Source organism: Xanthobacter variabilis (assembly GCF_043831965.2).
Taxonomy (GTDB): Bacteria; Pseudomonadota; Alphaproteobacteria; order Rhizobiales; family Xanthobacteraceae; genus Xanthobacter.
Map to the genome: position 1 here is coordinate 2,075,102 of NZ_CM195533.1, position 25,573 is coordinate 2,100,674.

Here is a 25,573-nt window from a genome sequence, read left to right on the forward strand (position 1 = left end):
CCTTTTCCAGACAACTCCCCCTGTCGCGTAGCTTTCCATATCTGGGAAACACACCATGTTCGGGCAGAAGACGAAGAGCGATGAACTGATTTCGGTCCTGGGCAATCACTGCGGTGTTGGCCTGTGGGATGCCGTCCTCGTCAATGAGGACGCCATGAACCCGCAGAGCAAGTGGACCTGGACCAACGAGTTTCGTCGTCTCCTGGGCTACAATGGGGAATACGACTTTCCAAACGTGGTCGGTTCCTGGGCCGACAAGCTGCACCCCGAGGATGCCGGACCGACCTTTGCCGCCTTTGGCGCCGCGCTGAAGAAGTCGGGCAAGGGCTCCGCCTACAACATCACCTACCGCCTCAAGATGAAGGATGGCGCCTATCGCTGGTTCCGCGCCACCGGCGGCGTGGTGCATGATGCGAGCGGCAAGGCCGTGCGCGCCTGCGGCTCGCTGGTGGATATCCATGAGAGCGTTCTCGCCGAGCAGGCGGCCACCAAGCGCGTGCAGATGATCGAGCAGCTCACCGCCCGCTTCGAGACTGAGGTTTTCTCGCTCATCAACACCTTCCAGACCACCTCGCAGGATCTGCAGGCCGCCGCCAAGCAGCTCGCCGGCGCGGCCAAGAAGACGTCCGACGAATCGGTGGTCGTGGTGTCCACCGTGGAGGAGTCGGCGGCCAACATCTCCGCCGTCGCCTCGTCGTCCGAGGAGCTGGGCGCCTCGGTGGACGAGATCGGCCGCCAGGTAGAGCTTTCCGCGGAACTGTCCAAGGGATCGGTGACCGAGGCGAAGGCCACCGCCAGCATCATGGCGGAGCTGAGCACCGTTGCCGCCGGCATCGGCAACGTGGTCGAGCTGATCTCCGGCCTTGCCGGGCAGACCAATCTCCTCGCCCTTAACGCGACCATTGAGGCGGCCCGGGCCGGGGAAAGCGGCAAGGGCTTCGCCGTGGTGGCGAGCGAGGTGAAGCAGCTCGCCTCCCAGACTGCCTCGGCCACCTCCGAGATTTCCACCAAGGTCACGGCCATCCAGAATTCCACCACCCGCGCGGCCGCCGCCATCGAGGGGATTCTGAAGACCATTGGCCAAGTCAACGACGCCATCACCTCCATCGCCTCGGCGGTGGAAGAGCAGGGCACCGCGACCCGCGAGATCGTGCGCTCCATCAGCCAGGTGTCCGATGGCACCCATGTGGTGACCGAGAACATCTCGAATGTGTCCCAGGCTGCCGGCGAAACGGAGAGCGTGGCGCGCAGCCTGCTGACGTCTTCCACCACCATCGGCTCTGAATCGGCCACCCTGCAGGACAAGGTGCGCCGCTTCATCGCCGATCTGAAGGTGGCTTGAGCGGAGCGCTCACCCTGTCACGGAGCTGCGGCGGTTTGGGTTCAGACCGCCGCGCTCAGACGCGAAGAGCGGAACGTTTTGCTCCGTCCGTCGGCGAGCGCTTGCGCCGAAGGGCCGCCTTGGAGATAAGGCTGCATGACCGAACGCGCTTCCAATACGCCCGCAGCCGACCCCTTCCTGGAAACGGGGCGACTCATGTTCGCCGCCGACTGGCAGTTCATTGCTGCCGCGCCCACCATCGAGGTTCTGCCGCCCATGCTGGGGGTGGAGGTGGCGCTGGCGGGGCGCTCCAATGTCGGCAAATCCTCTCTGGTGAATGCCTTGACCGGGCGCAAGGCTTTGGCGCGCACCTCAGTCACCCCGGGCCGCACGCAGGAGCTGATCTTCTTTCGCGCGGAGCCCGAGCTGACGCTGGTGGACATGCCCGGCTATGGTTTCGCCAAGGCGCCGAAGGACAAGGTGGATGCCTGGACGCGCACCATCCGTGCGTATCTGCGGGGGCGGGTCAATCTCGGCCGTGTGTTCGTGCTCATCGACTCGCGCCACGGTATCAAGCCGGTGGACGAGGAGATTCTGGACCTGCTGGACAAGGCCGCGGTGTCCTACGCCCTGGTGCTCACCAAGATTGACCAGGTGAAGCCCACCGCGCGTCCCCATGTGATCGCAGCGGTTCAGGAGCAGATCCGCAAACGGCCGGCGGCGTATCCGGAGGTTTTTCCCACGTCCAGCAATACGGGTGAGGGCTTCGCCGAACTGCGCGCTGCAATTGCGAGGCTTGTGGCTGAACGCAGCTGAGGCGCTGGGGTGAAGACTCAACCGGTTCTGCGCAGGCCTAAGCCGAGCGCAGCCTCGCAAGGGGGCGGGCCTTTGAGCCCGCATCCACTCCCTGGAGGGCGCGTGACGGTGTCGCTGTCAGATGAGGCCGGGTGCGCTTCGGTTCCGGGGAATGGGTGTCGCCCGGCATCGCGGCCATGGCGCGAACGCTGTCGCGTGAAACTGAGCAGCCTGCAGAAATCGGAACGGGCGAGCACGTCGGCTGCGGACTTCTAATCGGGAAAGCTGGGATTGCGGATCATACTGCCGCATGCCCAGCCGTCTCCCGGCTCAGTGCCCGTCGCGCTCCTCTTGAATGAGCGCTTCGGTGGCGGCGATGGCGCCTTCCAGCTCCGAGATCTTGCGCAGCATTCCATCCGACGGAAGGGTCGTGCCCTTGGCGGCGGTCAGCAGGAGGTCACGCTGGGCCGTTTTGAGACGTTCGAGGAGGCTCGAGAGGTCGGCCTCTACCGTTTGCGTCATTTTATTCTGGTACTCCAAAGAACTGAATAAGGCGCCCGTTTCAGCCGCCCGCTGTCGGTGTCGCCAGGAAATCTGTCACTCTAACGCGTCGATCCACGTCGCGAGTCTGGCTCACGGGCCACACGAGCCGGGCAGGGAGAGAACGCCCGTGCGCACCGTGCTCAGAAATCGTCGGTTCTCTCGCGAAACGCCGCGACCGACCAAGTCGGGCATGGGGCATCTCGGTTCAGCACCTGGATCCGCCGCATGGCGCATAACCCGATCTGATGGGGCTCATGGCGGGGCAAACGCGCGCTGCCCACTTGGGGGAAGCAGGGTTTCACCCGCGTAGCGCCCGGCGCTGACGAGGCCTGAAAACGCTTGCGCGCACCACCGTTTCCGATGGTGCGCGCAAAACTTGATCCAGGATCAGTCGGCCAGCTCGATGCCGCGAGCCTCGGGGCCCTTCGGACCCTGGCCCACCTGCACCACGACCCGCTGCCCTTCGGCAAGGTCGGTGAGGCCCGAGCGGGAGATCACGGTGACGTGCACGAACACGTCCTTGCCGCCACCTTCCACCGCGATGAAGCCAAACCCCTTGTCGGGGTTGTACCACTTCACGGTGCCCACGCGCTCCTCGGTGGGGCCGGACGCAGCGCGCGGCCCGCCAGCGCCACCGCCCATGCGCGGGGCAGCGCCGCCGAAGCTGGTGCGACGCGGGGGAGCGGCCTCAGCGGTCGAGGTGTCGACGTCGAGCACCTCGGTCACCTGGCGGCCCTTCTGGCCCTGGCCCACGCGGACGGAGAGCTTGGAGCCGGGAGGCACGCTCTCCTGGCCGGCGGCCTCAAGGGCGCGGGCGTGCAGGAAGACGTCGCCCGAACCGTCGGACAGCTCCACGAAGCCGAAACCCTTTTCAGGGTTGAACCACTTCACGGTCGCGTCGATGGGCGGGCCGGAGGGAGCGGGGGCGCTAAAGCTGCTCGGCGATGAAAACGGACGGTCCCCTCCGAAGCCGCGATCACGCGGCGGCGCAAAGTCGTCGTCAAAGCCACGGCGGCGCGGCTCTCGGAAGTCTCGGTTACGGCTCATGTGTATTTCCGTTGAGGTCAGTCGCCAATTTGGGCTTAGGGCCATCCACCACTGCTGAATTCAAACGCGTCTCATGTGCAGATTAACTTGCACGTCCCGGGCGATTTGACCTCCGCCTTCGCACGACGTTCAACCCAGCCACCCGCTTCTTGCCTCGTAGCCTAATGGACAAGGCCGAAAAATCGCGTCCAAACAATTCTGCGGAGCACGCGCTTGCCGGCCAAGAAGGACACTAACACACATTTGGTTCCATTTGGTACATGAATGTTGAAGTCTTGCACGCCCGTGGGAAACGCGCCGCGCGCTGCCGCGTCAGGATTTCTGCACCGGCGAAGGATATCGCGCGAACGCCCCGCAGTGCGGGAGCGCGCGCGGTCGTTTCGCCGCATGCCGGATGGGCTTTACGCCGGGCACGCTCCTGCAAGACGATGATCCGGCAGAAAAATACGGTGCGGGGTCGCTTCGTTTCGCGCTCTGGTCGCACTCCCGCGTGGGCGGCGCGGTGGTGGGGGCGCTGCGGCAAGGCAGGCGTCCGCGTCGGGGCAGGGGGCATAGCCCGGACTGCTGGCGGTAATCATGTCGGGCCACAGCGTAGCGAAGGATAGGCTGGGAGATACTCGTGTTCATCTGATCACAAAAAGTTGAACACGGGTGAGGCGCGCCGGAGGGCGGTCCGCTCGGCGGCGCCCGGTCCGGGGTGCGGGACGCTTGAGAGGTATCGTTATGAATACACAGCAACAGCCGAAGGGCCATCACGGTTCGGCGCCCAGCCATGATGGCACGCCGCTGCCGACGGAGCCCCTCCCGGAGGCCCTTGGACTCCTGGAGCATCGGCGCTCATTACCGTTGCGGTCTCTGGTGGGGCCGGGGCCCGATGGGGCGACGCTGGACCGCATGCTGACCATTGCTGCGCGGGTGCCGGACCATGGCCGCCTCGTGCCGTGGCGGTTCATCGTGCTCGAGGGCGAGGCGCGGGCCGTCGCCGGTGATCGGCTGGATGCGCTTTATGCGCGGCAGATGGGAGAGCTTCCGGCGGAGAAGGCGCACATGTGGCGGGACTATCTCCTGCGGGCGCCGGTGACGGTGGTGCTGGTGAGCCGGCCTGATCCGCAGGCGAAAATTCCGGTGTTCAACCAGCTGCTGTCCGTCGGCGCGGCCGGCATGAATCTCATGCTGGCGGCGGAGGCGCTGGGATTCTCGGCGCTGTGGCTGCTGAAGTGGCCGGGGCGGGATGCCGATGCCGCCGCGCTGCTGGGCGTGGGCGCCGGTGAACAGGTGGCCGGCTTCTTCCACATCGGGCGTCCGGCGGAGTGCGTGGCGGATCGTCCGCGCCCGGCCCTCGACCAAATCGTGACGCGTTTTGCGCCCTAGCCGACGGCGGAACGCTCAGTGGCGCAGGGGTTCCGCCTTGGCGGCCCGGCGGAAATAGAGCACCGAGACATAGATGCCCAAAAGGGCGAACAGGCCCATGAGGGCGTATTCGCCGACATCACCCAAAGAGAACAGGCCGGCGACCGCCCAGCCGGCCGCGATGGCGGTGGCGATGGCCTGGGTGGCGATGAGAATCGCCGCGCTGCCCACGGTGAGCACGTTGGTCCAATTCACCGAGCCAGGAACCGCCGGCTGCGTCATCACTCTCTCCTCGTCATCCCTGGCGAATGCTTGCGCGCCATGGATCCGCCTTTCGCTGTGGGGCGGCGCGATCAGGCGCCTTCGCGCGAGCGCTACCCAAACCCTGCGAAAACGCTTTATGGGGGGCGGACCTTGGCCCGACCGGGGGGCGGGGTCAAGGCTTGCGCCCGGCGTTTCCCGGTCCTTCCCTTCCGTGGAGTGTGTTCCATGCTGCCCGCCGCCGCCCATGAGAGTGTCCACGCCCGCAGCGGCATCGTCGCCGCGCCCCATCGCTTGGCGGTGGAAGCGGGACGCCAGGTGCTGGCGGAGGGGGGGAATGCCATCGAGGCGGCGGTGGCCGCGGCTGCCACCATCGCGGTGGTCTACCCCCATATGAACCATGTTGGGGGCGATGGATTCTGGCTGGTGCGGGAGCCTTCCGGCCGTGTGCGTTACCTGGAAGCCTGCGGCTTTGCGGGCCGTGAGGCCACCATTGCCCATTACCGCGATCTGGGCCTGGAGAGCATTCCACCGCGCGGCCCGCTGGCGGCGCTGACGGTTCCCGGCGCCGTTGGGGGCTGGCGCCTGGCGCTTGAGGCGGCGCGCGCCCATGGCGGTCGCATGCCGCTCTCGCGCCTGATGGAAGAGGCGATCCGTTATGCGCGCCAGGGAATGCCCGTCACCGCCTCCCAGGCGCGGCTGACGCAGGAGAAGCTGGATGAGCTGAAGGGCCTGCCGGGCTTTGCGGCGGTGTTCCTGCCGGGCGGCCAAGCGCCGCAGGCGGGGGAAACGCTGCGCCAGGAGCGCCTGGCCGACACGCTGGAGCACCTCTCGCGCGCCGGGCTCGGCGACTTCTATCAGGGCGACGTGGCGCGGGAGATGGCCGCCGATCTGGAGCACATGGGCAGCCCCGTGCGGCGGGAGGATCTGGCCGCCTTCTCCGCCCGGGAGCGTGAGCCCCTGCGGGTGAAGCTGCCCCAGGGCGATGTGTTCAACGCCCCGCCCCCCACCCAGGGTGTGGCGTCGCTGATGATCCTTGGCCTGTTCTCGCGTCTGCAGAGCGAGGGGGCGGAAACATTCAGCCATGTGCACGGACTGGTGGAAGCCACCAAGCAGGCCTTTCTGGTGCGCGACAAGGTGGTGTGCGACCCGGAGCGGGTCACCATGGACCTGGGGCGGCTGCTCTCGGACGCGGATCTGGAGGCGCGCGCCGCGCGGATCGACCCCCGGCGCGCCCTGCGCTGGCCGCATCCCTCTCAGGCCGGCGACACGATCTGGCTGGGCGCGGCGGATGCCTCGGGGCTGGTGGTGTCCTACATCCAATCCATCTTCTTCGAGTTCGGCTCGGGCTGCGTGCTGCCCTCCATCGGGGTGCTGATGCAGAATCGCGGAGCCAGCTTCTCTCTGGATTCCCGGGCACTCAACGCGCTGGCGCCGGGGCGGCGCCCGTTCCACACTCTCAATCCGGCGCTGGCGGTGCTGAAGGACGGGCGTGTCATCGGCTACGGCACCATGGGCGGGGAGGGGCAGCCGCAGACCCAGGCCGCGGTGTTCACGCGCCATGTCCAATTCGGGGTTCCGCTGGGAGAAGCCATCGCTCGGCCACGCTGGCTGCTGGGGCGCACCTGGGGCGCGCCCGAAACGCGGCTGCGCCTCGAATCGCGGTTCGAAGAGGGACTCGTGGAACGCCTGGAGGCGGCGGGGCACGATCTGGTGGTGCTGCCGGAGGCCTATTCGGACACCATGGGCCATGCGGGCGCCGTGGTGCTGCATGCTCGCGGTGGACTTGAGGGCGCGCACGACCCGCGTGCCGATGGTGGCGCTGCGGGCATCTGATGTTGGCTCCGTTCGGCGCTTCCGCTCCGAAACGACGCCGGTTGCCGCGCTGCGGGTCTTCCCACGTTGGCGGCGGCGCCGGGTCTCCGGCGCCGCCGCCGCGGTCTTTCACGCAAGGCGCACGCTGAACTCAAGGTGCGCGGGCGATGCGCATGTAGCGGCACTTTACGGTCCCGCGCGCGCTTTGCCCGTCAAGAGCGGTGCGTCAGCGCTGGCCGCGGTGTTCCTCATTCTTGCGCTGGGGGGTCTGTTGCCCGCCCTGCTGAGGTTGCCCGCCCTTCTGGCCAGGCATCTGCGCCTGCTGCTGCTGGCGCTCGGCACCCCGTTGTCCGCCCTGCGGCTGGGACTTCTGGTTGGGGTTGGACTGCGACGCGCGCTGGTCCTGATCGCGGCTGGTCATCTTCACTTCTCCCGCTCGAGCCCCACGCCACAACGCCGGTGGGGCGGGCGGGTTCCCCTTCCGGTCAGATCCGGCGCCGGAAGGGGGTAGAACGCCAAAAGGCCCGGCATTGCCGGGCCTTGCAGCACACGTGAAGCAACCGGGCCGAGATCAGGCCGCCTCTTCGGCGTCCATGTCGGTGTCGACTTCCGCTTCGTCGGCGGCCTTGGCGGCACCGCGGCGCGGACCCTTGAGCAGGTTCTGCTCGATGAGCTTCACCGATTCGGTCTCGGTGATGTTCTGCACCGCCGAGAGCTCACGGGCCATGCGGTCGAGAGCGGCCTCATAGAGCTGGCGCTCCGAATAGGACTGCTCGGGCTGGGTGTCGGAGCGGTAGAGGTCGCGGACCACCTCGGAGATGGCGACAAGATCACCGGAATTGATCTTGGCTTCGTATTCCTGGGCGCGGCGGCTCCACATGGTGCGCTTGATGCGGGCGCGGCCCTGCAGGGTCTCGAGCGACTTTTCGACGATATTGGTCTCGGAAAGCTTGCGCATGCCGACGCTGGCGATCTTGGGCACGGGCACCCGCAGCGTCATTTTATCCTTCTCGAACGAGATCACGAAAAGTTCGAGCTTGAAACCGGCGACTTCCTGTTCCTCAATGGCCATGATTCGGCCGACGCCATGCGACGGGTAGACAATGTGCTCACCCGTCTTGAAGCCGAGACGGGTCTGCGCGTTCTTCTTGGTCGACATGCTCTTGACCACTCCCGATCCGCCCCGGAGGCCGGATCTGTTGGCGCGTGTCACGTCCCGGTCCGGTCACCGGGGCGCGGAGCGCCGTGCGCTGTGGACATGGGTCGCGGCCGGACGCCCGACGACCCGCTCTGCCAGCCGATGGCCATAACAAGCTGCCGCGTCACGCCGCCGACGCCTACGATGCGGCGGTTGACACGCAAATCTCACCTCGGTGCTCCAGAGGCTCCTGTGATCTCGAAAAGCCTGTGTGCCGAAAGAGGGGTATTCCCAGACTGCGCGAAGGTGCACGCGCTTGCAGCATTGGTGGAAGCAATCGACTGTAAAGTGCCGTATATCACAATTTTTGTAAGAATCAAAGCGCGCTTGTCGGGCTTCCGACCAGCCTGCGTTGTGTGCGCTGCGGAACTCAGACCCCGAAAGGGCTTTTCATGTCGGCCATATAAACATTTCTTTATGTCTTGATTGCTGCCGTCCTCTCTCCGTGCTAATGGCCCGCGGGCCGAACCTGATGCCGCGACCGATCCTTGCCTCGCGCCCGTTCGGCCCGGCCGATTTCCAGCGGAGTAAGCCATGAGCAACGATTACGTCGTCAAAGACATCAACCTTGCCGACTGGGGCCGCAAGGAACTGGACATCGCCGAGATCGAGATGCCCGGCCTTATGTCCACCCGCGCCGAATACGGTCCCGCGCAGCCCCTGAAGGGCGCCCGCATCGCCGGCTCGCTGCACATGACCATCCAGACCGGCGTCCTCATCGAGACGCTGAAGGCGCTGGGCGCGGATGTCCGCTGGGCGTCCTGCAACATCTATTCCACCCAGGACCACGCCGCCGCGGCCATCGCCGCCGCCGGCACCCCGGTGTTCGCCGTGAAGGGCGAGAGCCTGGAAGACTACTGGGAATACACCCACCGCATCTTCGAGTGGGGCGACGGCGGCCTGCCCAACATGATCCTGGACGACGGCGGCGACGCCACTTTGCTCGTCCATCTGGGCAAGCGCGCGGAAGAGGGCGACACCGCCTTCCTCGACGGCGCCACCAATGAGGAAGAAGAAGTGCTGTTCGCGGCCATCAAGCGCCGCCTGAAGCACAAGCACGGCTGGTACAGCCAGCTCGCCGCCTCCATCCGCGGCGTGACGGAAGAGACCACCACGGGCGTGCATCGTCTTTATGAGATGCAGAAGAAGGGCACCCTTCTTTGGCCCGCCATCAACGTGAACGATAGCGTCACCAAGTCGAAGTTCGACAATCTCTACGGCTGCCGCGAGTCGCTGGTGGACGGCATCCGCCGCGGCACCGACGTGATGATGGCCGGCAAGGTCGCCATGGTCGCCGGCTTCGGCGACGTGGGCAAGGGCTCGGCCGCCTCGCTCCGCAATGCCGGCTGCCGGGTGATGGTGTCCGAAGTGGATCCCATCTGCGCCCTGCAGGCCGCTATGGAAGGCTATGAGGTCACCACCATGGAAGATGCCGCGCCCCGTGCCGACATCTTCGTGACCTGCACCGGCAATGTGGACGTGATCACCGTGGAGCACATGCGCGAGATGAAGGATCGCGCCATCGTGTGCAACATCGGCCACTTCGACAGCGAGATCCAGGTCGCAGGCCTCAAGAACTTCAAGTGGCACAATGTGAAGCCGCAGGTGGATGAGGTGGAGTTCCCCACCGGCCGCCGCATCATCCTGCTCTCCGAAGGCCGCCTGGTGAATCTCGGCAACGCCACCGGCCATCCGAGCTTCGTGATGAGCGCCTCCTTCACCAACCAGACGCTGGCGCAGATCGAGCTCTTCACCAAGCCCGGCGCCTACGACAAGAAGGTGTACACCCTGCCCAAGCACCTCGACGAGAAGGTGGCTTCGCTGCATCTGGAGAAGATCGGCGTGAAGCTGACCCAGCTCTCCGAGCAGCAGGCCAACTATATCGGCGTGCCGCAGGCCGGCCCCTTCAAGGGCGACCAGTATCGCTACTGATCGCACCCGATCCCAGACATGCGAACGCCGGCCTTGGGGCCGGCGTTTTCATTTGGGCCGCTCCTGGTCTGTCAGGGCGTGCCGGCCCGATGGGGCGGCATGCGCCGTCAGCCGTCGGCGGTATCTTCGCCGGGCTCGGGCTGCTCGTTGCCCTTGTCGATGAAGTCCGCCGCCAGCACCACCCGGCCGCCGGGCACGTCCACCACCGGCACGGCGAGGCGGGTGAAGGGCACCATCAGCGTGCGCCCGCGCCCGGTGCCGGCGGGTGCATATTCCAGCACGTCGCCCGCGCCGAAATCATGCAGGGCCATGACGGTGCCGATGGCCTCGCCGGCCTCGTTCTCCACCCGCAGGCCCAGAAGGTCGGCATGGTAGAAGGTGTCGTCGTCCTCGGCGGGGGGCAGGGCATCGCGCGGGACGTAGAGGTCCACATTGGTGAGGGCCTCGGCGGCGTTGCGATCATCCACGCCGGCCAGCCGCGCCACGAAGTGGTCCTTGGCCGGGCGTAGTGTGGTGATGGCGAATTTCCGCCGCCCTTCGGCATCGGTGAGCGGCTCGTAATCCAGCACCGCCCCGGGGTCCTCGGTGAAGATGAACAGCCGCACCTCGCCCCTCACGCCGTGGGGAGCGCCAATGCGGGCGACGAGGATGCGTTCGGTCACGGGGATCTCCGATGCAATGAAACAGGCGCTTGTTCTTCCCCAACACGCGGAAAAATGAAAGCCCGCAGGTGCGCGGGGCGGCTGCGGCGGTTCCCCCGCGCGTGCCGGGGCGGGGCCGGTTGCGCGGGTGGGAGAGATCTTGCGCCGCGGCATTGTCCGCCCTTGCGGAGGCGCGAGGGCTCGGGCACTTTGCCGCCATGTCTACCGCTGCTCCCGCACCCCTTCTCTTCGATGCCAGCCGCCTCGAGGCGCTGCTCGATCGTATCGCCGCCCGCATCGGCGCGCGCAATGTCGTGACCGACGCCGCCGAGCTCGCCCCCCATCTGGTGGAGGGGCGAGGCCTCTATCACGGCACCACGCCCGCCATGCTGAAGCCGGCGGATACGGCGGAGGTGGCCTTCATCGTCTCCGAATGCGCGGCGGCGGGGGTGGCCTTGGTGCCGCAGGGCGGCAATACCGGCCTCGTCGGTGGTCAGACCCCGTTCGGCGCGGTGCTGCTGTCTCTGGCGCGGCTTAACCGCATCCGCAGCCTGGATGCCACCGACCTCACCGTGGTGGCGGAGGCGGGCTGCACCCTGTTCCAGGTGCAGCAGGCGGCGGCCGAGAAGGGCTGCCTGTTCCCGCTTTCCATCGCCTCGGAGGGCACCTGCCAGATTGGCGGCAACCTCTCCAGCAATGCCGGCGGCACTGCCGTGCTGCGCTATGGCAACATGCGCGAATTGGCCTTCGGCCTGGAAGTGGTGCTGCCCGACGGGCGGATCTGGAACGGACTTTCCCGCCTGAGGAAGGACAATACGGGCTACGACCTGAAGGACGTCTTCATTGGCGCCGAGGGCACGCTGGGCATCATCACCGCCGCCTCGCTGCGCCTTTTCCCGGCGCCGCGCCAGCGCACCACCACCTTCGTGGGCCTGGCCGATGTCCATATGGCGCTGGCGCTGCTCAACCGGTTGCGGAACGTGGCCGGGGACGCGCTCACCGGCTTCGAGTTCCTCTCCGAGTTCGGGCTGGCCACGGTGCTGAAGCATGTGCCCGGCACCACGCGCCCGTTCGCCGGCGAGCACGCTTTCTATGTGCTGGCAGAGCTGACCTCCACCCGCCGTGACGACGACCTGGCGGCCTTGGCGGAAGGCGTGCTGGGCGAGGCGTTCGAGGCCGGCGAGATCGAGGATGCGGTGATCGCCTCCAGCGAGGCACAGTCCCAGGCCCTGTGGAAGCTGCGCGAGTCCCTTTCGGAGGCGCAGAAGTTCGAGGGCGGCTCCATCAAGCACGACGTCTCGGTGCCGGTGTCGCTGGTGCCGAAATTCGTGGAGGAGGCGAGCCGCCTGTGCGTGGACCACATGCCGGGCCTGCGCCCCTGTCCGTTCGGCCATATGGGCGACGGCAACATCCACTTCAACATCAGCCAGCCCGTGGGGATGGACAAGCAGGCCTATCTCGACACCTGGGAGGAGTTCAACCGCCTCGTCCACGATCTGGTGGCGAGCATGGGCGGTTCCATCTCGGCGGAGCATGGCATCGGCCTGTTGAAGCGCGAGGAACTGCGGCTCTACAAGGATCCGGTCGCCATTGAGCTGATGGCCGCCCTGAAGAAGGCGCTGGATCCGGCCGACCTCATGAACCCCGGCAAGGTGCTGCCTCCGGAGTGAGGGGCGCAGCGGTCGGCAGGATGAAAAGCGATAGCGGCGGGCCTCGGCTCGCCGTTTCGCATTTCCAGGCCTTGTGGGCGCCGGATGTGGCGTGGTGTTTTGAGTTGTTGCGAAGGGCGCCGCCCGGTCCGGCCCGGTTCCACGGCGACGGAGCAAGGCTCTTTCGGATTGAGTTGGGCTGCCGCGGTGCGTTTTGGAAACTGCGACGCACTCTATCCTTTGTTCCCATTCGTTTAGTTTAGGTCGGCCCGGTCCCGCCTTGCTCGGAGGCCTCCCTGTGTCTCTGTGTGCGTCATCGCCTCGCAGAGGTGGCCTTATTCATTGAATTGGCGCATCTTTTTTGCATAAGCGGGTGCCCGCGATGCGCGAAAAGACTTGCGTGGACTCTATCTCCGCGCGCTCTCCGCATGTTCGCCCGGGCGCCGGGCGTTCCGCGGCGCATGCTCAGGTGCTGTGGCGGGCGCTCTTGCTGCCAAAATAGCGCAGGGTCAGGCAGGTGATGTCGTCAGCCTGGGGGGCGCCGCGCTCGAAGATGTGGACCGAGGCCAGCACCCGTTCCGAAAGCTCCGGTACCGACCAGTCCGCCGCGCCGGTGGCCAGCAGCGTTTCCAGCCGGCGCTCGCCATAGGCGTTCTCGTCCACGTCGAAGGCCTCGGTCACGCCGTCCGTATAGAGGAAAAGCGTGTCGCCGGGTTCCAGCTTGAAGGTGCCTTCGGTGTAGATGAAGCCATCCATCACCGCCACCGCCATGCCCTTGGTGCTGGGCAGGGTGATGACTTCGCCGCCGCGGTGGACAATGTAAGGCAGGTTGTGGCCGGCATTCACATAGGTCACCTGGCCGGTATCCAGGTTGATCACGCCATAGACCAGGGTGACGAACAGCATCTGCTCGTTTTCCACGGCCAGAAGGTCGTTGAGACGCCGGATGCAGCCGGCGGGGGACCGCTCGAACAGCGCGGTGGAGCGCAGCAGGGTGCGCGAAATGGCCATGAAGAGGGCCGCCGGCACGCCCTTGCCCGACACGTCCGCCACCACGAAGCCGAGGGTACGCTCGTCGATCATGAAATAGTCGTAGAAGTCGCCGCCCACCTCGCGGGCCGGCGTCATCTGGCCGTGCACGGCCACGCGCGCGTCGGGCGGGAATTCCTTGGGCAGGATGGCGAGCTGCACCTGGCGGGCAATCTCCAGCTCCTGCTGCAGGCCGGCGAGCTTGGTCTTGGTGATGAGGGCCTCGCGCAGCTCCACCACCATGGAGCTCAGGCGCGTATGCTGCTCGATGATGCGGCGGGAGAGGTCGTGCAGCACCCGCGCCACGCGCTTCAGCTCGTCGTCCTTCTCCAGGCGGGAGCTGTTGGCGAGCAGCGCCAGCACCTCCTCGCGGTCGGTGGGATCGATGGAATCGGCCAGCGACTTGAGCTCGCCGGAAATCACGATGCCCTGCCGGCGGCGCACCCGCTCGCGCTGGCGGCGGGCCTCGGCCAGGGCCTGCACATTGCCGCGCAGGGCCAGCACCGCTGATGCGATGCGCCCGATCTCGTCGGAGCCGGTATGCTCCACGGTCACCGAGGTGTCACCCCGTGCCAGGGCCTGCAGCACGTCGATGGCCTCCTCCAGCGGGCGGAAGCTGTACCAGAGGAACATGTTGAGGCCGATCACGCCCAGCACAGCCATCAGGATGGCGCCGATGATGGCGGACCGGCGAATGAGGCTGGTGGCCTGGAGGGTCTCGGTATTGTCGATGAGGCTCACCAGCGCGGCAATGGTGCTGCCGTTGATGTCCTCCACGGGGATGGAGGTGACGCTGCAATCATGCCCGTCGAGCTCGATGCGCCGGGACAGGGCCTGGCGCGGGGCGATGTCGAGCTTGGCCCGCTCCCACAGGCGCATGTCGGTGGAGGCCACCACCCGCCCGCGCACGGTGACGAGGGTGGTGGAGGCGCCGATGCCGCGGGCGAAGCGGTCCATGCCGATGCTGGCGTCACGCCCGAGCACGATCACCACGGTGCCCTTGCCCGGCAGCTCGATGGTGCGGGTGGCGAGCACCAGGATGCGATTGCCCGCCACCTGCCGCAGGCCGAGGATGGCCTCTCCCTTCAGGGCCCGGTCGAGGCTGCCGGCGTCGAGCACGCTGCGGGCGGGGCTCGCGCCGCCGGCGCTGTAGATCAGCTCGCGGTCGGCGCCCACCACTTCAAGCGCGGTGTCCGGGTCGGAAACATCCACGCCCAGGTCACTCAATGCGGAGGCGATGCCGGGGCGGTCGGCGGCGGCGAGGGCGGTGCGGAAGGGGGCCGAGCGGTCCACCCGCTCCAGGATGCGCGAGAGGTTCGATGTCTGGAACGCCACGATCTCGCGCCACAGCACGCTCTGGCCGGCAATGGCGACTTCGCCTTCGCGCGCCTCCGCCACGCGGTCACGCAGCACGGTGGCACCCCAGATGCCGAGCATGAGAACGCTGAAGCCGAGGGCGACGATGAGGGTGATCCGGGTGCGCAGAAGCATCACTCGCCCCGCTCCTGATGGCGGGCCCCGTCCTTGTCGGCGGCCGGAGGTGTTTGAAGCACCTCGCGCCGCAGGCGTTCCACGTCGGGCCGGATGCTGCCGTCGAAATCCACCGCCAGCAGTTCCTCCGCATAGGCGTCAAACACGGCGCGGCGTTCGCGGATGTGCCGGTTGCCCTGGGCCAGGGCGCGGAAGGCGCGGCCGATGGCCCCGCGTGCGCGCTCAGGGCGGCCGGAGCTGCCCGGCTCGGGCTCAAAATCGCCCGCGGCGGCCCGCTCCAGCGCCGCCGTGAGGCGCGCCTCGCTACGGTCCAGGGTGAGGCCGGCGGTGACGCCAGCCGCCAGCGCCGCCAGCGCCGCGAAGATGAACACCGCCAGCGCCGCCTGAACGCCCACGCCGCCGAACTGGTCGGTGAGGGCCACCGGATTGGTCGCGACCTCCACGGTGGCGACCGTGTTGCCGCTCACCACCACCGGGGCGCTGGTGGAATCGACGCTGGGCTGGTCGCCCGTGGCGCTGCGGATCTCGCGGCCATCGGGCCCGCGCAGGATGATCTGCGTGATGGCGGGTGTGCCCGCCAGGGTCGCCTTCAGGTGGTCTTCCACCCCGGGCAGAAGCTTGAGCGGGACGCCGAACCGCTCGGCCTTCTCGAACTGCTGGGCCAGCGTGCGCGCCACCGAGGTGCCGATCACGAGCGCATCGCGCCGGGCACCGTCTTCCACCCGCGCCCGATAGCTGGTGGTGAGAATGGCCGCGGCGATGCCGCCCACGATCAGGGTGACGAGAAAGGCGGCGAGGCTGGTGATGAGGCGCGCCCGCCCGGGATCAGGCCGCATCGTCGAGTGCTCCGAGCTGGCTCAGGCCCCGGTCGACCCGGGCCGCCGCCTGGGTCCAGCTGTGCTGCGCGGCCGTGGCCAGGCGTGGCAGGCCCACATCACCGCTGGTGCTGACGGCCTCGCCGGACAGGATTCGCGCCACCCGCTCGAACGGGCGCGACATGACATGGTTGAAGATGCCGGCGGCGAGGGCGGCGGTCGCCCCGCCCACCGCCGCCAGCAGGACGACGAGGCTGGTGAGGCTGAGGCCGAGCGAGTCGGAGCGGGCGATGCGGCCACGATCGGAGGTGGTGACGGAAATGCCGCCGGCAACGCCGAGGTCGTTCTCGAAATGGGTGCCGAACACGGTGTCTCCCCGCTCCACCGTCTGCCAGATCCCGGCGTCGGCCAGCCGCCGCACCCAGTCGGTGGGTACGCTTTCGCCGATGACGCTGCGGTCGGTGGAATAGAAGGCGCGGCCCGCGGAATTGAAGATGTCGATGGCGAGCACGGAAGGGTCGCTCGCCTTCTCACGCTCGATGCGCTCCTGGAGCGGCGAGACCTGGTCGAGGGCGAGGCCGATGGACAGGTTGGCCTCGGTGGCCGTGCGCAGGTTGGTGAGCAGATTGGCGACCCGCGCGCGCTCGATCTGGAAATTGACACGCTCGCTGGCGGCGAAGCAGATCACGGCGACCGCCACCACCGTAGCGATCACCGCGAAGATCACGACAAATGCCAGCCGGCTTACGAACGTCATGGAATATGCTTTGCTGTGCGGACGGGCGGGACGTTAACCGCCCCGGCCGGACCAAACCAGAAAAAAACCGCGCAAGGTTTAAAAAAACCTGCAATCTCAGGATGCTTTTCATCATTCTGCGAGCCTGACATGGTGTCGTGTACTCCATTTGGAGGAATCCCCGGATGACGCGCACAGCGCTGTGGCTCATTGGCGTGTTTGCGCTGATCGCGGCCGCCTGCGTCGCCTTTGGCGCCTATTTCTCGTCCGTCACGCTGGTGAATGCCTACCGCTCCGCGGTGGAAGCGCGATTCGCGGTGACGGCATCGCGCCTTGCCGCGGTGGTGGAGCGGGCCTCCTCCCTCGGCATCGCGCTGCCGGCCCAGGCGACCCTTCCCGCATTGCTGGAACGCGAGGCGCGGATCGAGCCGGCGCTGCAGTCCATCGACCTGGTGGACGAGCGCGGCGTGGTGGTCTTCTCCAGCGTCGCTTCCCGCGTGGGCGCGGCGTCGGAGAAGAAGCCGCCCCATTCGGTGCGCCGCGTGGTCCTCAACGATTTTGACGCGCCCATCGGGCAGGTGGTGCTGCGCTATGACCCGCAGGTGCTGGCGGAGGGGGAGGGCGCGCTGCAACGGGACCTGTGGCGAATCGCCTGGCCGGCCCTGGCGGGGGCGTGCCTCGCCACCATCGCCATCGGCCTGCTCCTGGCGGTGGCTCTGCGCCGCGCGGCCCTGAAGGCGGCCGATCCCGCGCGCTGGCCACCGGCGGCGCGCGCGGCCCTGGCTGAGGCCCAGAGCGCTCATGCCAGGGTCGAGCAGGAACTGGCAGGGCAGGAACTGGCGGGGCAGGAACTGGTGGGGCAGGAGCTGGTGGGGCAGGCTGCCGCGCGCGGCGCGGGTGGGCACGGATCGCCGACCCTGGCCGGCGCATCAGGAAAGATCGGCCGATGATGGGGCTTCGGGCAGGGATCACGGTTGCCATCGCATTCATCTTGTGCGCGGCGCTGGCGCTCATCGCCTGGGGGGCCCACCGGGCGGCGGAGCACACCATTGTTCCCGCCATCCTGGTGAAGGCGGAAAGCGTCGGCCGCTCCGCCGCGGCTCTGGTGGAACGGGCCGACGCCACCGGCATTCCGCTGGACCAATTGGTGGGCGTGAGCGGCTATTTCGACGAGCTGCGGGCCGCCAACGGGGAGTTCGCGCAGATCCGGCTGCTGCTGCCCTCCGGCGCGGGCGCCTCCTCCGGCTCCGTGCAGGGGCTCGACGCTCCCACCGTGGTGCGGGTGCCGGTGATGCGCGAGGGCGCGACCGTGGGTGAGATCGCCATCACCATCGACCCCTCGGTGGTGTGGCAGCAGGTGGCGGCGGTGCTGGTGGACGTGGCCTTCATCGGCGTGGTGGCGCTGCTGGTGGCGCTGGAGCTGGTGGCCCTGGTGGTCGGCACCCGCGGCATCGAGGCGGTGGCCGCGGTGGAGCAGCGGGTGCGCGCCCTGGCGCGCGGGCGCCTTGCGCTGTACCGCAGCGGCGCCGGGACCGAGGCAGAGGGCCTTGTCGACCCCGTGGACGCGCAGGTGGCGCGCCTGAGCACACGGCACGAAGCCATGCGCGAACGTGCCCGCGCCAGCGGCGACGCCGCAGTGTTGGCGCGCCTCGACGCGCTCTCCCAGCGCACTGGAATTGGTGAGACCGAGGCGGGCGAGAGCGGGCTGGCGGCGGCCATCCGGCCGGCGTTGTTCCTGTTCATGCTCTCGGAAGAGCTGACGCGGCCGTTCCTGCCGCGCCTCGCCCAGTCGCTCGCCCCCTCCGATGGCGTCATCAGCCCGGATACGGCGGCGAGCCTTCCCATCGTCGCCTTCATGGCGGTGGTGGCCCTGTGCCAGATTCCGTTCGCCGGCCTGTCCGAGCGCCTGGGGCGGCGCTCGGGCTTCGTGCTCGGCGCGCTGGCGGCGGCCGCCGGCTATGGGCTGGCGGCGGTGAGCGAGCATTACCTGCTGTTCCTCGCCGCGCGCATCGTGTCCGGGGCGGGCTATGCGCTGGTGTTTGTCTCGGCCCAGGGGCATGTGGTGGATCATTCCCAGGGGGCGGGGCGTAGCGCGGCGCTGGCGGTGTTCGTGCGGGCCATCATGGTGGCGTGCCTGTGCGGGCCGCCCATTGGCGGCGTCATCGCCGACCGGCTGGGAACCTCCGCCGCCTTGGGGGCCTCGGGGGTGGTGGCGCTCATCGCCCTGGGCGTGGTGCTGATGGTGGTGCCGCGCGCGCCGCGCCGCGCCGCCCATGTGAGCATCGGGGTGGGCGATCTGGTGAAGGCCACCCGCGCGCCGCGCCTGATGGCGCTGCTGGTGGGCTGCGCCTTTCCCGCCAAGCTGCTGTTCGCGGCCCTCTGCCTGCTGCTGGTGCCGCTGGAATTGCAGCGGCAGGGTTATTCCTCCGCCGCCATCGGCCGTTTCCAGATGATCTATCCGCTGCTGATGGTGGTGGCGGTGCCCATCTTCGCGGCATTGGCCGACCGCTGGAACGCCCGCGCGACATTCGTGGTGGCGGGCGGGCTGGTTTCGGGGCTGGGGGCGCTGGCGGTGCCGCTCCACCCTTCTGTGATGCTGATCGTGTTCGCGCTGGCCATGCTGGGGCTGGGGCAGGCGCTCTCCATCGCCTCCCAGTCCGCCCTGGTGGCGGATACGGCCGCCAATTCCGGCTTTTCCTCCGCCGGGGTGCTGGGCCTGTTCCGTCTGGTGGAGCGTTCCGGCAATGCGGCGGGGCCGGCGGGGGCGGGCGCGCTGCTGGCGGCGGTGGGATTTTCGCTTACAACCGCCATGATGGGCGCGGTGGTTGTGGCGGGAGCAGTGGTATTTGCGCTATCGGGACGCAGCTTTTCCGCGCCGTCTGCTTCACGCCGCGCCACCCGCGCGGCCTCCTCGGAAGGGAGCCCTGTGTGATGGACCGACGTACGCTTCTTTCCCTGGGCCTGGGCGCTGGGGCTGCGAGCCTGCTCGGGCGGGCCGCTTCCGCCAACAGCCAGGCCCGCCCGTTCCGCATCCTGATGCTCACCTTCCGGGGCGAGACCGATGTGGAGCGCGGCTTCCGCGACTATTTCGCCGCCAATGAGATCGCGGTGGACTTCCTCACCCGCGATGTGGAGCGCGATGCGGCCAAGGTGAAACCCATCCTGGCCGAGGTGCTGCCCACCTTCAAACCGGACCTCATCTACACCTACGGCACGCCCAACACCCTGGCGGTGGTGGGGCCCTATGACGCGCCGCCTACCGCGCCGTTCGTGCACGACATTCCCGTGGTGTTCGCGCTGGTGGCGGCACCGGTGCAGGTGAAGATCGCGCCCTCGCTCTCCTCTTCCGGCCGCAACGTCACCGGCGCCGTGCATGTGGTGCCCACCGACGTGCAGATGCGCGCCATGCAGAGCTATCGCCCGTTCCAGAAAGTGGGCGTGATCTATTCGCCCAACGAGAAGAACTCACTGGTCATCATCGAGGAGATGCGCGCCTTCTGCGCCGGCATCGGGGTGGAGGTGCTGGCGCAGCCGCTCAAGATGGACGGCACCCGCGCCACCGGCGACGGGGTCGAGGGGTTCGTGCGCGACCTGAAGGAGAAGGGGGCCGACTGGCTGTATCTGCCGGCGGATACCTTCCTCGCCTCCATCTTCGACCGCGTCGGCCCGGCGGCCCTTCAGGCCAAGCTGCCCACCTTCGGCGCCACCGAGTTCTTCCTGCGGGAGGGGCTGGGCCTGGTGGGGCTGGTGAGCCGCTATTATTCCGTAGGCCAGCTGGCCGGCTCCAAGGCGGTCGAGATCCTGGTGGATCATGTGCCGCCGCAGAATATCCCGATTGAGACGCTGAAGCGCTTCGCGCTCATCATCAACATGTCGGTGGCCAAGCAGCTCGGCGTCTATCCGCCCATCGCCATGCTTAATTATGCTGAGGTGATCACGTGACCACGGCTCGCAGCGCCGCGCCCGCGGCAATGTCGGTTCACGCCCGCCCGCTGGGTGCGGACGATGTGGATGCCATCGAGGCGCTCCATCGTGTCGCCATCGGCCCGGTCACCCGCCCCGAGGTGGTGAAGCCGGAAAGCCGCAGCTATTTCCAGAGCGTCGTTGCCGAAGGGCGCGGCTCCGCCGTGGGGATCTTCGACGGGGAAGCCCTCGTTGCCTATGGCATCCTCCAGCACGAGCACACCCCCGCCGACGGGCCGCACCGGCTCTTGAACCTGCCGCCGGAAACCTCGATTGGCCGGCTCGCCGGGGCTTCCGTGCACCCTGACCATCGCGGTCGTGGCTTCCAGCGCGCGGTGATCGCCGAGCGTGTGGCTTCGGCCCCGGCCGGCATGGTGCTGTTCTCCACCGCCGCGCCCATCAATACGCCGAGCTGGTCGAACCTGCTGGCCGGCGGCTTTCCCATTGTCGGCATCGAATTCTTCTTCGGCGGCTATGCGCGCTACGTGATGCTGCGCGACGGCTCGTCCTACGATCCCGAGCAGGTGGTGGTGGTGGACCCGCGGGATTTCGACCGCCAGCGCGCCCTGTTCGCCGAAGGCTGGCGGGGCTACGAGCGCCGGCGCCTGCCTGGCGGCGAGCCGGGGGTGATGTTCGCCCGCCCACGTTTTAAGGACGCCTGAAGAAGGCCCGCCAAAGCAACGGCATAGAGCATTTTTGCGATTCAACGCGCCGGGGAAATGCTCTAGATTGGCGGCAGTCGAGCGCTGAGGGTGTCGCGATGCCCCTTGCGCGCGCGGGGTCCCTCTCCGAAAGTACGGCGGACATGAAGATCGAGATCCCATCCCGGGCGCCGCGCATCGCGGTCAGCGTCCATCAGCACCGCCGGCCGGCATCGGGCGCGGCCCGCTTGGGGCGCGGTGCAATCTTCTGCTGCGCGACCACCTAAGCCGCGGGCCATGACCATGCCGCCCGCCGCCGACACCCTGATTTCTGCGCTGCGGGTCGGCGCCGACATCGCCTCCATCGCGCAGGTGACATCCTGGCTCGGCGACCTGGCCGATGAACATGACTGGCCGCCGGCCATGCGTTTCGGCCTCGAGCTCAGTGTCGAGGAGGCGCTGACCAACGTCATCTCCTACGGCTTTGCCCAGTCCCCGCGCGAGCCGCTGATTCGCGTCGAGGTGCATGGCCTGGAGGGGGGGCGCATCGCGGTCCATCTCATCGACAACGGCGTCGCCTTCGACCCGACCACCCTGGCCGAGCCGGAGGCCGTCGATTCCATCGAGGATGCGCGGATCGGCGGGCACGGGGTGCAGCTGATGCGCCATTTCCTGGAGAGCCTCACCTATCGCCGCGAGGGGGACGAGAACCACCTGACCCTGGTGGCCGCGCCCGCTCGCGCCGCGGGTTGACCAGCATTCAAGAGACAGGGTGCCCATGGGCGCGTTCCCGCTCGCGCATTTGGGTGGGGGAGAGCCGGGAGCAGTTGCGGCGCGGATGCCGCGCTTTCAAGGCACTGCCCTTCCTCTCGCTGTGGAGAAAGGGGGCCCCAACGTTTCCCCTCCACAGTCCGCCCTGGCGCGCGGGAGAGGTGCTGCGCCACGGGGAAGGCGCGTGCCCCTTATGGCGAACAGGTTCACGAGGCTCCGGCCACGGGAATGATCGTTGCGCCAGCGTGCGAAGGCGGGCGCGCGGGCGGCGGTCCGTGGTGTCCGGAGTTCTGTGATAGCGGGGGCGGTGCTGTCGCATCACTGACACATCGGCTCGCTATCGCTTCCGTTTTAAATCTTTGAGGCCACGTCGCGACTGCGGCCCTGGCGCCGGTGCAAGGCTGACCGGGTGGGCTCATCGCGTGAGGCCGCCGCCTGAGGCTTGGGCGACACTGCGTGTTGAGGTGGGCCTGTTGAAGTCGTCCGGCTGTGGTGGCCGGAGTTCTGGGCCGGGGAGCCCGCGATGCGCGCATGACCATTCTGGCGGAAATCCTCGCGGGGCTGGGCCTTCTGTTCGTGGGGCTCAAGTCCCTGTCCTCCCACCTCCAGCAGGCCACGGGTCGGGGCGTGCGCCAGATGCTGCGCAGCGCCACCCGCTCGCCGCTGACGGGCCTTCTTTCCGGCACCCTGGCCGGCGCGGCCACCCAGTCGAGCAACGCGGTCGCCATCATCTGCGGCAACCTGGTGCGCGGCGGCGTGCTCACCACGCGTGATGCCATTCCGGTGGTGGCCGGCGGCAATGTGGGAACGGCGGCGCTGGTGTTCGTGGCCGCCATCGATTTCCGGCTGGTGGTTCTCTATCTGGTGGCGCTGGTGGGGTTCGGCTTCCAGCTCCGGCTGGACCGCCGGCCGTCGTGGCGCGAATGGATGGGGGTGGCGCTCGGCCTCGCCTTGGCACTGCTGGGGCTCGATTTCATCAAGCAGGGGCCGCGAGCCATCGATCCGGCGGTGCTGGGGGCGGCGCTCGATGCTGGCTTTTCGCCGCTGCTGGGCTTCGCTGCTGGGCTGGCGGCGGCGGCGCTCAGCCAGTCGTCCTCCACGCCAACCATCCTGGTTCTGGCGCTGCTGCAATCCTCGGTCATGGGGCTCGACGGCGCGTTCTATGTGGTGCTGGGCGCCAATCTCGGCTCCGGTCTGGCGACGCTGATCGCCGCCGGCGGGCTTGAGGGCACGGGGCGGCAGCTCTGCTATGTGCATATCCTGGTGAAGGCCATCGGCTGCGCGGCCGTGCTCGCACTGTGGCTGGCGGTGGGGCGTGCCGGGGCCGATCCCGCCCAATGGCTGTCCGCGCTGGGCGGCGGGCAGCCCGCCGTGTCGCTCTCGCTGCTGTTCCTGGCGCTGCAGCTCGCCGGTGCCGTTCCGGTGGCGTTCGGGCGCGGCGTCACCGAGACGATCGCCATCCGCCTCAGCCCGCCGACCTTGGAGGATGGCGCCTCGCGGCCGCGCTATATCCATGATCGGGCCATGGAGGCGCCGGCCACCGCGCTCGACCTTTCGGAAAGGGAGATCCAGCGGCTGATCCAGCTCCTGCCCACGTTGCTGCCCGACCTCGACGTGACGGAAAGCGCGGGCGCGGGCGAGCGCCTGGCCTTGTGGCGCGGCGCGGCCAGCATCGCGCGGACCACCGAGCATTTCCTGACCGATCTCATCGGCCGCGCTCCGGAGCGCGAGAGCCTCGATATCGCGCTGAGCCAGCAATCCCTGCTGGAAATGATTTGCGTGTTGCAGGACACGCTGCACGATTTCGCCGAGGTGGTGGAAAGCTATGAGCGGCCGCCGCAGCTGGCCTTCAACCTTTCCGAATCGCTGCGGGTGAACGTGCTGCTGCTGGCCGACGCATCGAGCGCGGAGGATTATGACGTGATCGCCGCCCTGACCGCCGATCGCAGCAAGCTGCTCAACGATATCCGCCGGAGCCTGGTGGGCGCTTCCCTTGGGGCGGGGGAGGATGCGCGCCGCCTGCTCTTGGCCACCAGCCTGTTCGAGCGCGCCATCTGGTTGATTCGTCGGACCTCGGTGGCGTTGCGCCCTGCGACGAATGACGATAATCCCAGTGACGGATTGATGTCGGCGGAGCGGAATGACGTCCATGCACATTGAGCGTGAACAGGCGGACGGCGCGGTGCTGCTGAAGGTGGCCGGGCGACTCGACACGCCCAACGCCAAGCCGTTCGAGACCAGCCTCATGGACGTGCTGTCCATGACAGACGGCCCGATCATCATCAATCTGGCCGGGGTGGACTATGTCTCCTCCTCCGGCCTGCGCGCGCTGCTGGTGGCCGGCAAGGCCATGCGCAATTCCAAGCGCCGCCTCTCCCTCACCTCCCTGCAGCCGCAGATCCGCGAGGTGTTCGACATTTCCGGATTCTCGACCCTGTTCGAGATCTCCTGAGGCCGGCGCTCCCGGCGACAACCCGTCAGGGCGCCGCCACAGGTGCCCACAGCACGTCCTCGATGCGCCGCGCGCCCGTGGCCAACAGCACCAGCCGGTCGAAGCCCAGGGCGCAGCCGGCAGCCTCGGGCATCTGGCGCAGGGCGGCCAGGAAGTCCTCGTCGAGGGGATAGCGCTCACCGTAAAGGCGGCTTTTCAGCTCCATCTCGTGGGTGAAACGGCGGCGCTGCTCGTCGGCATCGGTGAGCTCGCCGAACGCGTTGGCCAGCTCCAGCCCGCAGGCATAGAACTCGAACCGCTCGGCAAACCGCGGGTCTTCCGGCTTCGGCCGCGCCAATGCCGCCTCGCTCAGCGGGTAGTCGCACAGGAGGGTGGGGCGGCCCATGCCCAGGTGCGGCTCGATGCGCTCCACCAGCACCTTCGAGAAAATGTCCGCCCAGCTGTCGTCCTCGGCCACGCGGATGCCCGCCGCGCGCGCGGCCGCTGCCAGTGCTGCCGGATCGGCCGGCGCTCCGGGGGCGGGCACCACGGCGGGAAGGTCGATGCCCGCATGCCGCGCGAAGGCCGCGGTGAGGGTGAGGCGCTCGGGCTCCGCGAAGGGGTCGCACTCCGCGCCCCGGTAGGTGAAGCGGGAAGCGCCGCCGATGCGGGCCGCGAGCCGCAGCAGCGCGGTGCAATCCTCCATCAGCTGGCTGTAGGGCGCGCCGGCCCGGTACCATTCGAGCATGGTGAATTCCGGATGGTGCGCCATGCCGCGCTCGCGATTGCGGAACACCCGCGCCAGCTCGAAAATGCGGGGCTCGCCCGCCGCCAGCAGCTTCTTCGCGGTGAATTCCGGCGAGGTGCGAAGATGCAGGGTGTGGCGCGCGCCGTCGGGCGCGATAAGGTCCGTGGCGAAGGCGTGCAGGTGCGCCTCGTTGCCGGGCGAGAGCTGGAGGATGGGGGTTTCCACCTCAACGAAGTCCTGCTCCAGGAACCACGCCCGCACCATCGCCGTGATGCGACCGCGCGCCAGCAGGAAGGGGCGGCGGTCAGCGTGCACGTCCCGGTCCCACCACGGGCTTTGACCGGATCCTGATACCAATTTCACGGGGAAACGTCCTTCACAAGCCGCTTTGGGCGC

The 25,573-nt window shown here is 68.0% G+C and carries 23 protein-coding genes; 13 read left to right on the plus strand and 10 right to left on the minus strand.

The genetic code is table 11. The features are described 5' to 3' along the window. The first annotated feature begins 55 nt into the window (after positions 1–55). Together V5F26_RS09035 and yihA are read left to right on the plus strand one after the other, a co-directional pair. Positions 56–1,342, plus strand: a complete 1,287-nt coding sequence (locus V5F26_RS09035) for a methyl-accepting chemotaxis protein (RefSeq protein ID WP_234052590.1) — start codon at positions 56–58, stop codon at positions 1,340–1,342. Positions 1,343–1,477: 135 nt separating this feature from the next. After that, on the plus strand, positions 1,478–2,137 hold the full coding sequence (yihA, locus tag V5F26_RS09040) for a ribosome biogenesis GTP-binding protein YihA/YsxC (RefSeq protein ID WP_234052589.1): 660 nt from the start codon (positions 1,478–1,480) through the stop codon (positions 2,135–2,137). Positions 2,138–2,446: 309 nt separating this feature from the next. On the opposite strand, the gene V5F26_RS09045 is transcribed toward yihA, so the two are convergent. Both V5F26_RS09045 and V5F26_RS09050 read right to left on the minus strand, forming a co-directional pair. Next, entirely contained in the window at positions 2,447–2,638 is a 192-nt protein-coding gene (locus tag V5F26_RS09045; RefSeq protein ID WP_234052588.1) for a hypothetical protein, read from the minus strand. Positions 2,639–3,046: 408 nt separating this feature from the next. Further along, positions 3,047–3,550: a cold-shock protein gene (locus V5F26_RS09050; protein WP_394947449.1), complete on the minus strand. Its 504-nt coding sequence runs from the start codon at positions 3,548–3,550 to the stop codon at positions 3,047–3,049. Positions 3,551–4,564: 1,014 nt separating this feature from the next. On the opposite strand from V5F26_RS09050, the gene V5F26_RS09055 reads away from it, so the two are divergent. After that, positions 4,565–5,077, plus strand: a complete 513-nt coding sequence (locus V5F26_RS09055) for a nitroreductase family protein (RefSeq protein WP_394947593.1) — start codon at positions 4,565–4,567, stop codon at positions 5,075–5,077. 15 nt (positions 5,078–5,092) lie between these two features. Here V5F26_RS09055 and V5F26_RS09060 read toward each other — a convergent pair whose 3' ends face one another. Next, on the minus strand, positions 5,093–5,338 hold the full coding sequence (locus V5F26_RS09060; RefSeq protein ID WP_234052586.1) for a hypothetical protein: 246 nt from the start codon (positions 5,336–5,338) through the stop codon (positions 5,093–5,095). Positions 5,339–5,545: 207 nt separating this feature from the next. On the opposite strand from V5F26_RS09060, the gene V5F26_RS09065 reads away from it, so the two are divergent. Next, a complete protein-coding gene (locus V5F26_RS09065) occupies positions 5,546–7,153 on the plus strand; it encodes a gamma-glutamyltransferase family protein (protein ID WP_394947448.1) in 1,608 nt (535 codons plus the stop codon). Between the two features lie 205 nt (positions 7,154–7,358). On the opposite strand, the gene V5F26_RS09070 is transcribed toward V5F26_RS09065, so the two are convergent. Together V5F26_RS09070 and V5F26_RS09075 are read right to left on the minus strand one after the other, a co-directional pair. Beyond that, a complete protein-coding gene (locus V5F26_RS09070; RefSeq protein ID WP_234052584.1) occupies positions 7,359–7,553 on the minus strand; it encodes a hypothetical protein in 195 nt (64 codons plus the stop codon). Between the two features lie 150 nt (positions 7,554–7,703). Next, on the minus strand, positions 7,704–8,291 hold the full coding sequence (locus V5F26_RS09075) for a CarD family transcriptional regulator (RefSeq protein WP_234052583.1): 588 nt from the start codon (positions 8,289–8,291) through the stop codon (positions 7,704–7,706). Between the two features lie 573 nt (positions 8,292–8,864). On the opposite strand from V5F26_RS09075, the gene ahcY reads away from it, so the two are divergent. Further along, positions 8,865–10,262, plus strand: a complete 1,398-nt coding sequence (gene ahcY / locus V5F26_RS09080) for an adenosylhomocysteinase (RefSeq protein ID WP_234052582.1) — start codon at positions 8,865–8,867, stop codon at positions 10,260–10,262. Between the two features lie 107 nt (positions 10,263–10,369). On the opposite strand, the gene rimM is transcribed toward ahcY, so the two are convergent. Further along, a complete protein-coding gene (gene rimM / locus V5F26_RS09085; protein ID WP_394054689.1) occupies positions 10,370–10,924 on the minus strand; it encodes a ribosome maturation factor RimM in 555 nt (184 codons plus the stop codon). Positions 10,925–11,121: 197 nt separating this feature from the next. On the opposite strand from rimM, the gene V5F26_RS09090 reads away from it, so the two are divergent. After that, positions 11,122–12,573, plus strand: coding sequence for an FAD-binding oxidoreductase (locus tag V5F26_RS09090; protein WP_234052580.1), 1,452 nt, complete (start codon positions 11,122–11,124; stop codon positions 12,571–12,573). Positions 12,574–13,017: 444 nt separating this feature from the next. Here V5F26_RS09090 and V5F26_RS09095 read toward each other — a convergent pair whose 3' ends face one another. The 3 genes from V5F26_RS09095 to V5F26_RS09105 are packed head-to-tail and all read right to left on the minus strand — an operon-like array spanning position 13,018 to position 16,644. Then, the gene (locus V5F26_RS09095; RefSeq protein ID WP_394947447.1) at positions 13,018–15,072 is read right to left on the minus strand and encodes a SpoIIE family protein phosphatase; all 2,055 of its coding nucleotides are present in this window, start codon (positions 15,070–15,072) and stop codon (positions 13,018–13,020) included. Then, positions 15,072–15,908, minus strand: coding sequence for a hypothetical protein (locus V5F26_RS09100; protein WP_394054683.1), 837 nt, complete (start codon positions 15,906–15,908; stop codon positions 15,072–15,074). Before V5F26_RS09100 ends, V5F26_RS09095 begins: the two co-directional genes overlap by 1 nt. Continuing rightward, positions 15,898–16,644: a hypothetical protein gene (locus tag V5F26_RS09105; RefSeq protein ID WP_234052577.1), complete on the minus strand. Its 747-nt coding sequence runs from the start codon at positions 16,642–16,644 to the stop codon at positions 15,898–15,900. Before V5F26_RS09105 ends, V5F26_RS09100 begins: the two co-directional genes overlap by 11 nt. Before the next feature lie 164 nt (positions 16,645–16,808). On the opposite strand from V5F26_RS09105, the gene V5F26_RS09110 reads away from it, so the two are divergent. The 7 genes from V5F26_RS09110 (at position 16,809) to V5F26_RS09140 (ending at position 24,450) form a co-directional block, all read left to right on the plus strand. Next, positions 16,809–17,573: a hypothetical protein gene (locus tag V5F26_RS09110; protein ID WP_394947446.1), complete on the plus strand. Its 765-nt coding sequence runs from the start codon at positions 16,809–16,811 to the stop codon at positions 17,571–17,573. Next, complete coding sequence (locus V5F26_RS09115) at positions 17,570–19,555, plus strand: MFS transporter (protein ID WP_394947445.1); 1,986 nt, start codon at positions 17,570–17,572, stop codon at positions 19,553–19,555. Before V5F26_RS09110 ends, V5F26_RS09115 begins: the two co-directional genes overlap by 4 nt. Then, a complete protein-coding gene (locus V5F26_RS09120) occupies positions 19,555–20,565 on the plus strand; it encodes an ABC transporter substrate-binding protein (protein ID WP_394054677.1) in 1,011 nt (336 codons plus the stop codon). The genes V5F26_RS09115 and V5F26_RS09120 overlap by 1 nt, the downstream gene beginning before the upstream one ends. Next, positions 20,562–21,248, plus strand: a complete 687-nt coding sequence (locus tag V5F26_RS09125) for a GNAT family protein (protein WP_394054675.1) — start codon at positions 20,562–20,564, stop codon at positions 21,246–21,248. Before V5F26_RS09120 ends, V5F26_RS09125 begins: the two co-directional genes overlap by 4 nt. A gap of 276 nt (positions 21,249–21,524) precedes the next feature. Then, positions 21,525–21,980, plus strand: a complete 456-nt coding sequence (locus V5F26_RS09130; protein WP_234052572.1) for an ATP-binding protein — start codon at positions 21,525–21,527, stop codon at positions 21,978–21,980. Between the two features lie 549 nt (positions 21,981–22,529). Further along, on the plus strand, positions 22,530–24,158 hold the full coding sequence (locus tag V5F26_RS09135; protein ID WP_394947444.1) for a Na/Pi symporter: 1,629 nt from the start codon (positions 22,530–22,532) through the stop codon (positions 24,156–24,158). After that, positions 24,148–24,450, plus strand: coding sequence for an STAS domain-containing protein (locus V5F26_RS09140; protein ID WP_234052570.1), 303 nt, complete (start codon positions 24,148–24,150; stop codon positions 24,448–24,450). Before V5F26_RS09135 ends, V5F26_RS09140 begins: the two co-directional genes overlap by 11 nt. A gap of 25 nt (positions 24,451–24,475) precedes the next feature. Here V5F26_RS09140 and epmA read toward each other — a convergent pair whose 3' ends face one another. Beyond that, positions 24,476–25,492: an EF-P lysine aminoacylase EpmA gene (gene epmA / locus V5F26_RS09145; RefSeq protein WP_394947443.1), complete on the minus strand. Its 1,017-nt coding sequence runs from the start codon at positions 25,490–25,492 to the stop codon at positions 24,476–24,478. Between the last annotated feature and the right edge of the window lie 81 nt (positions 25,493–25,573).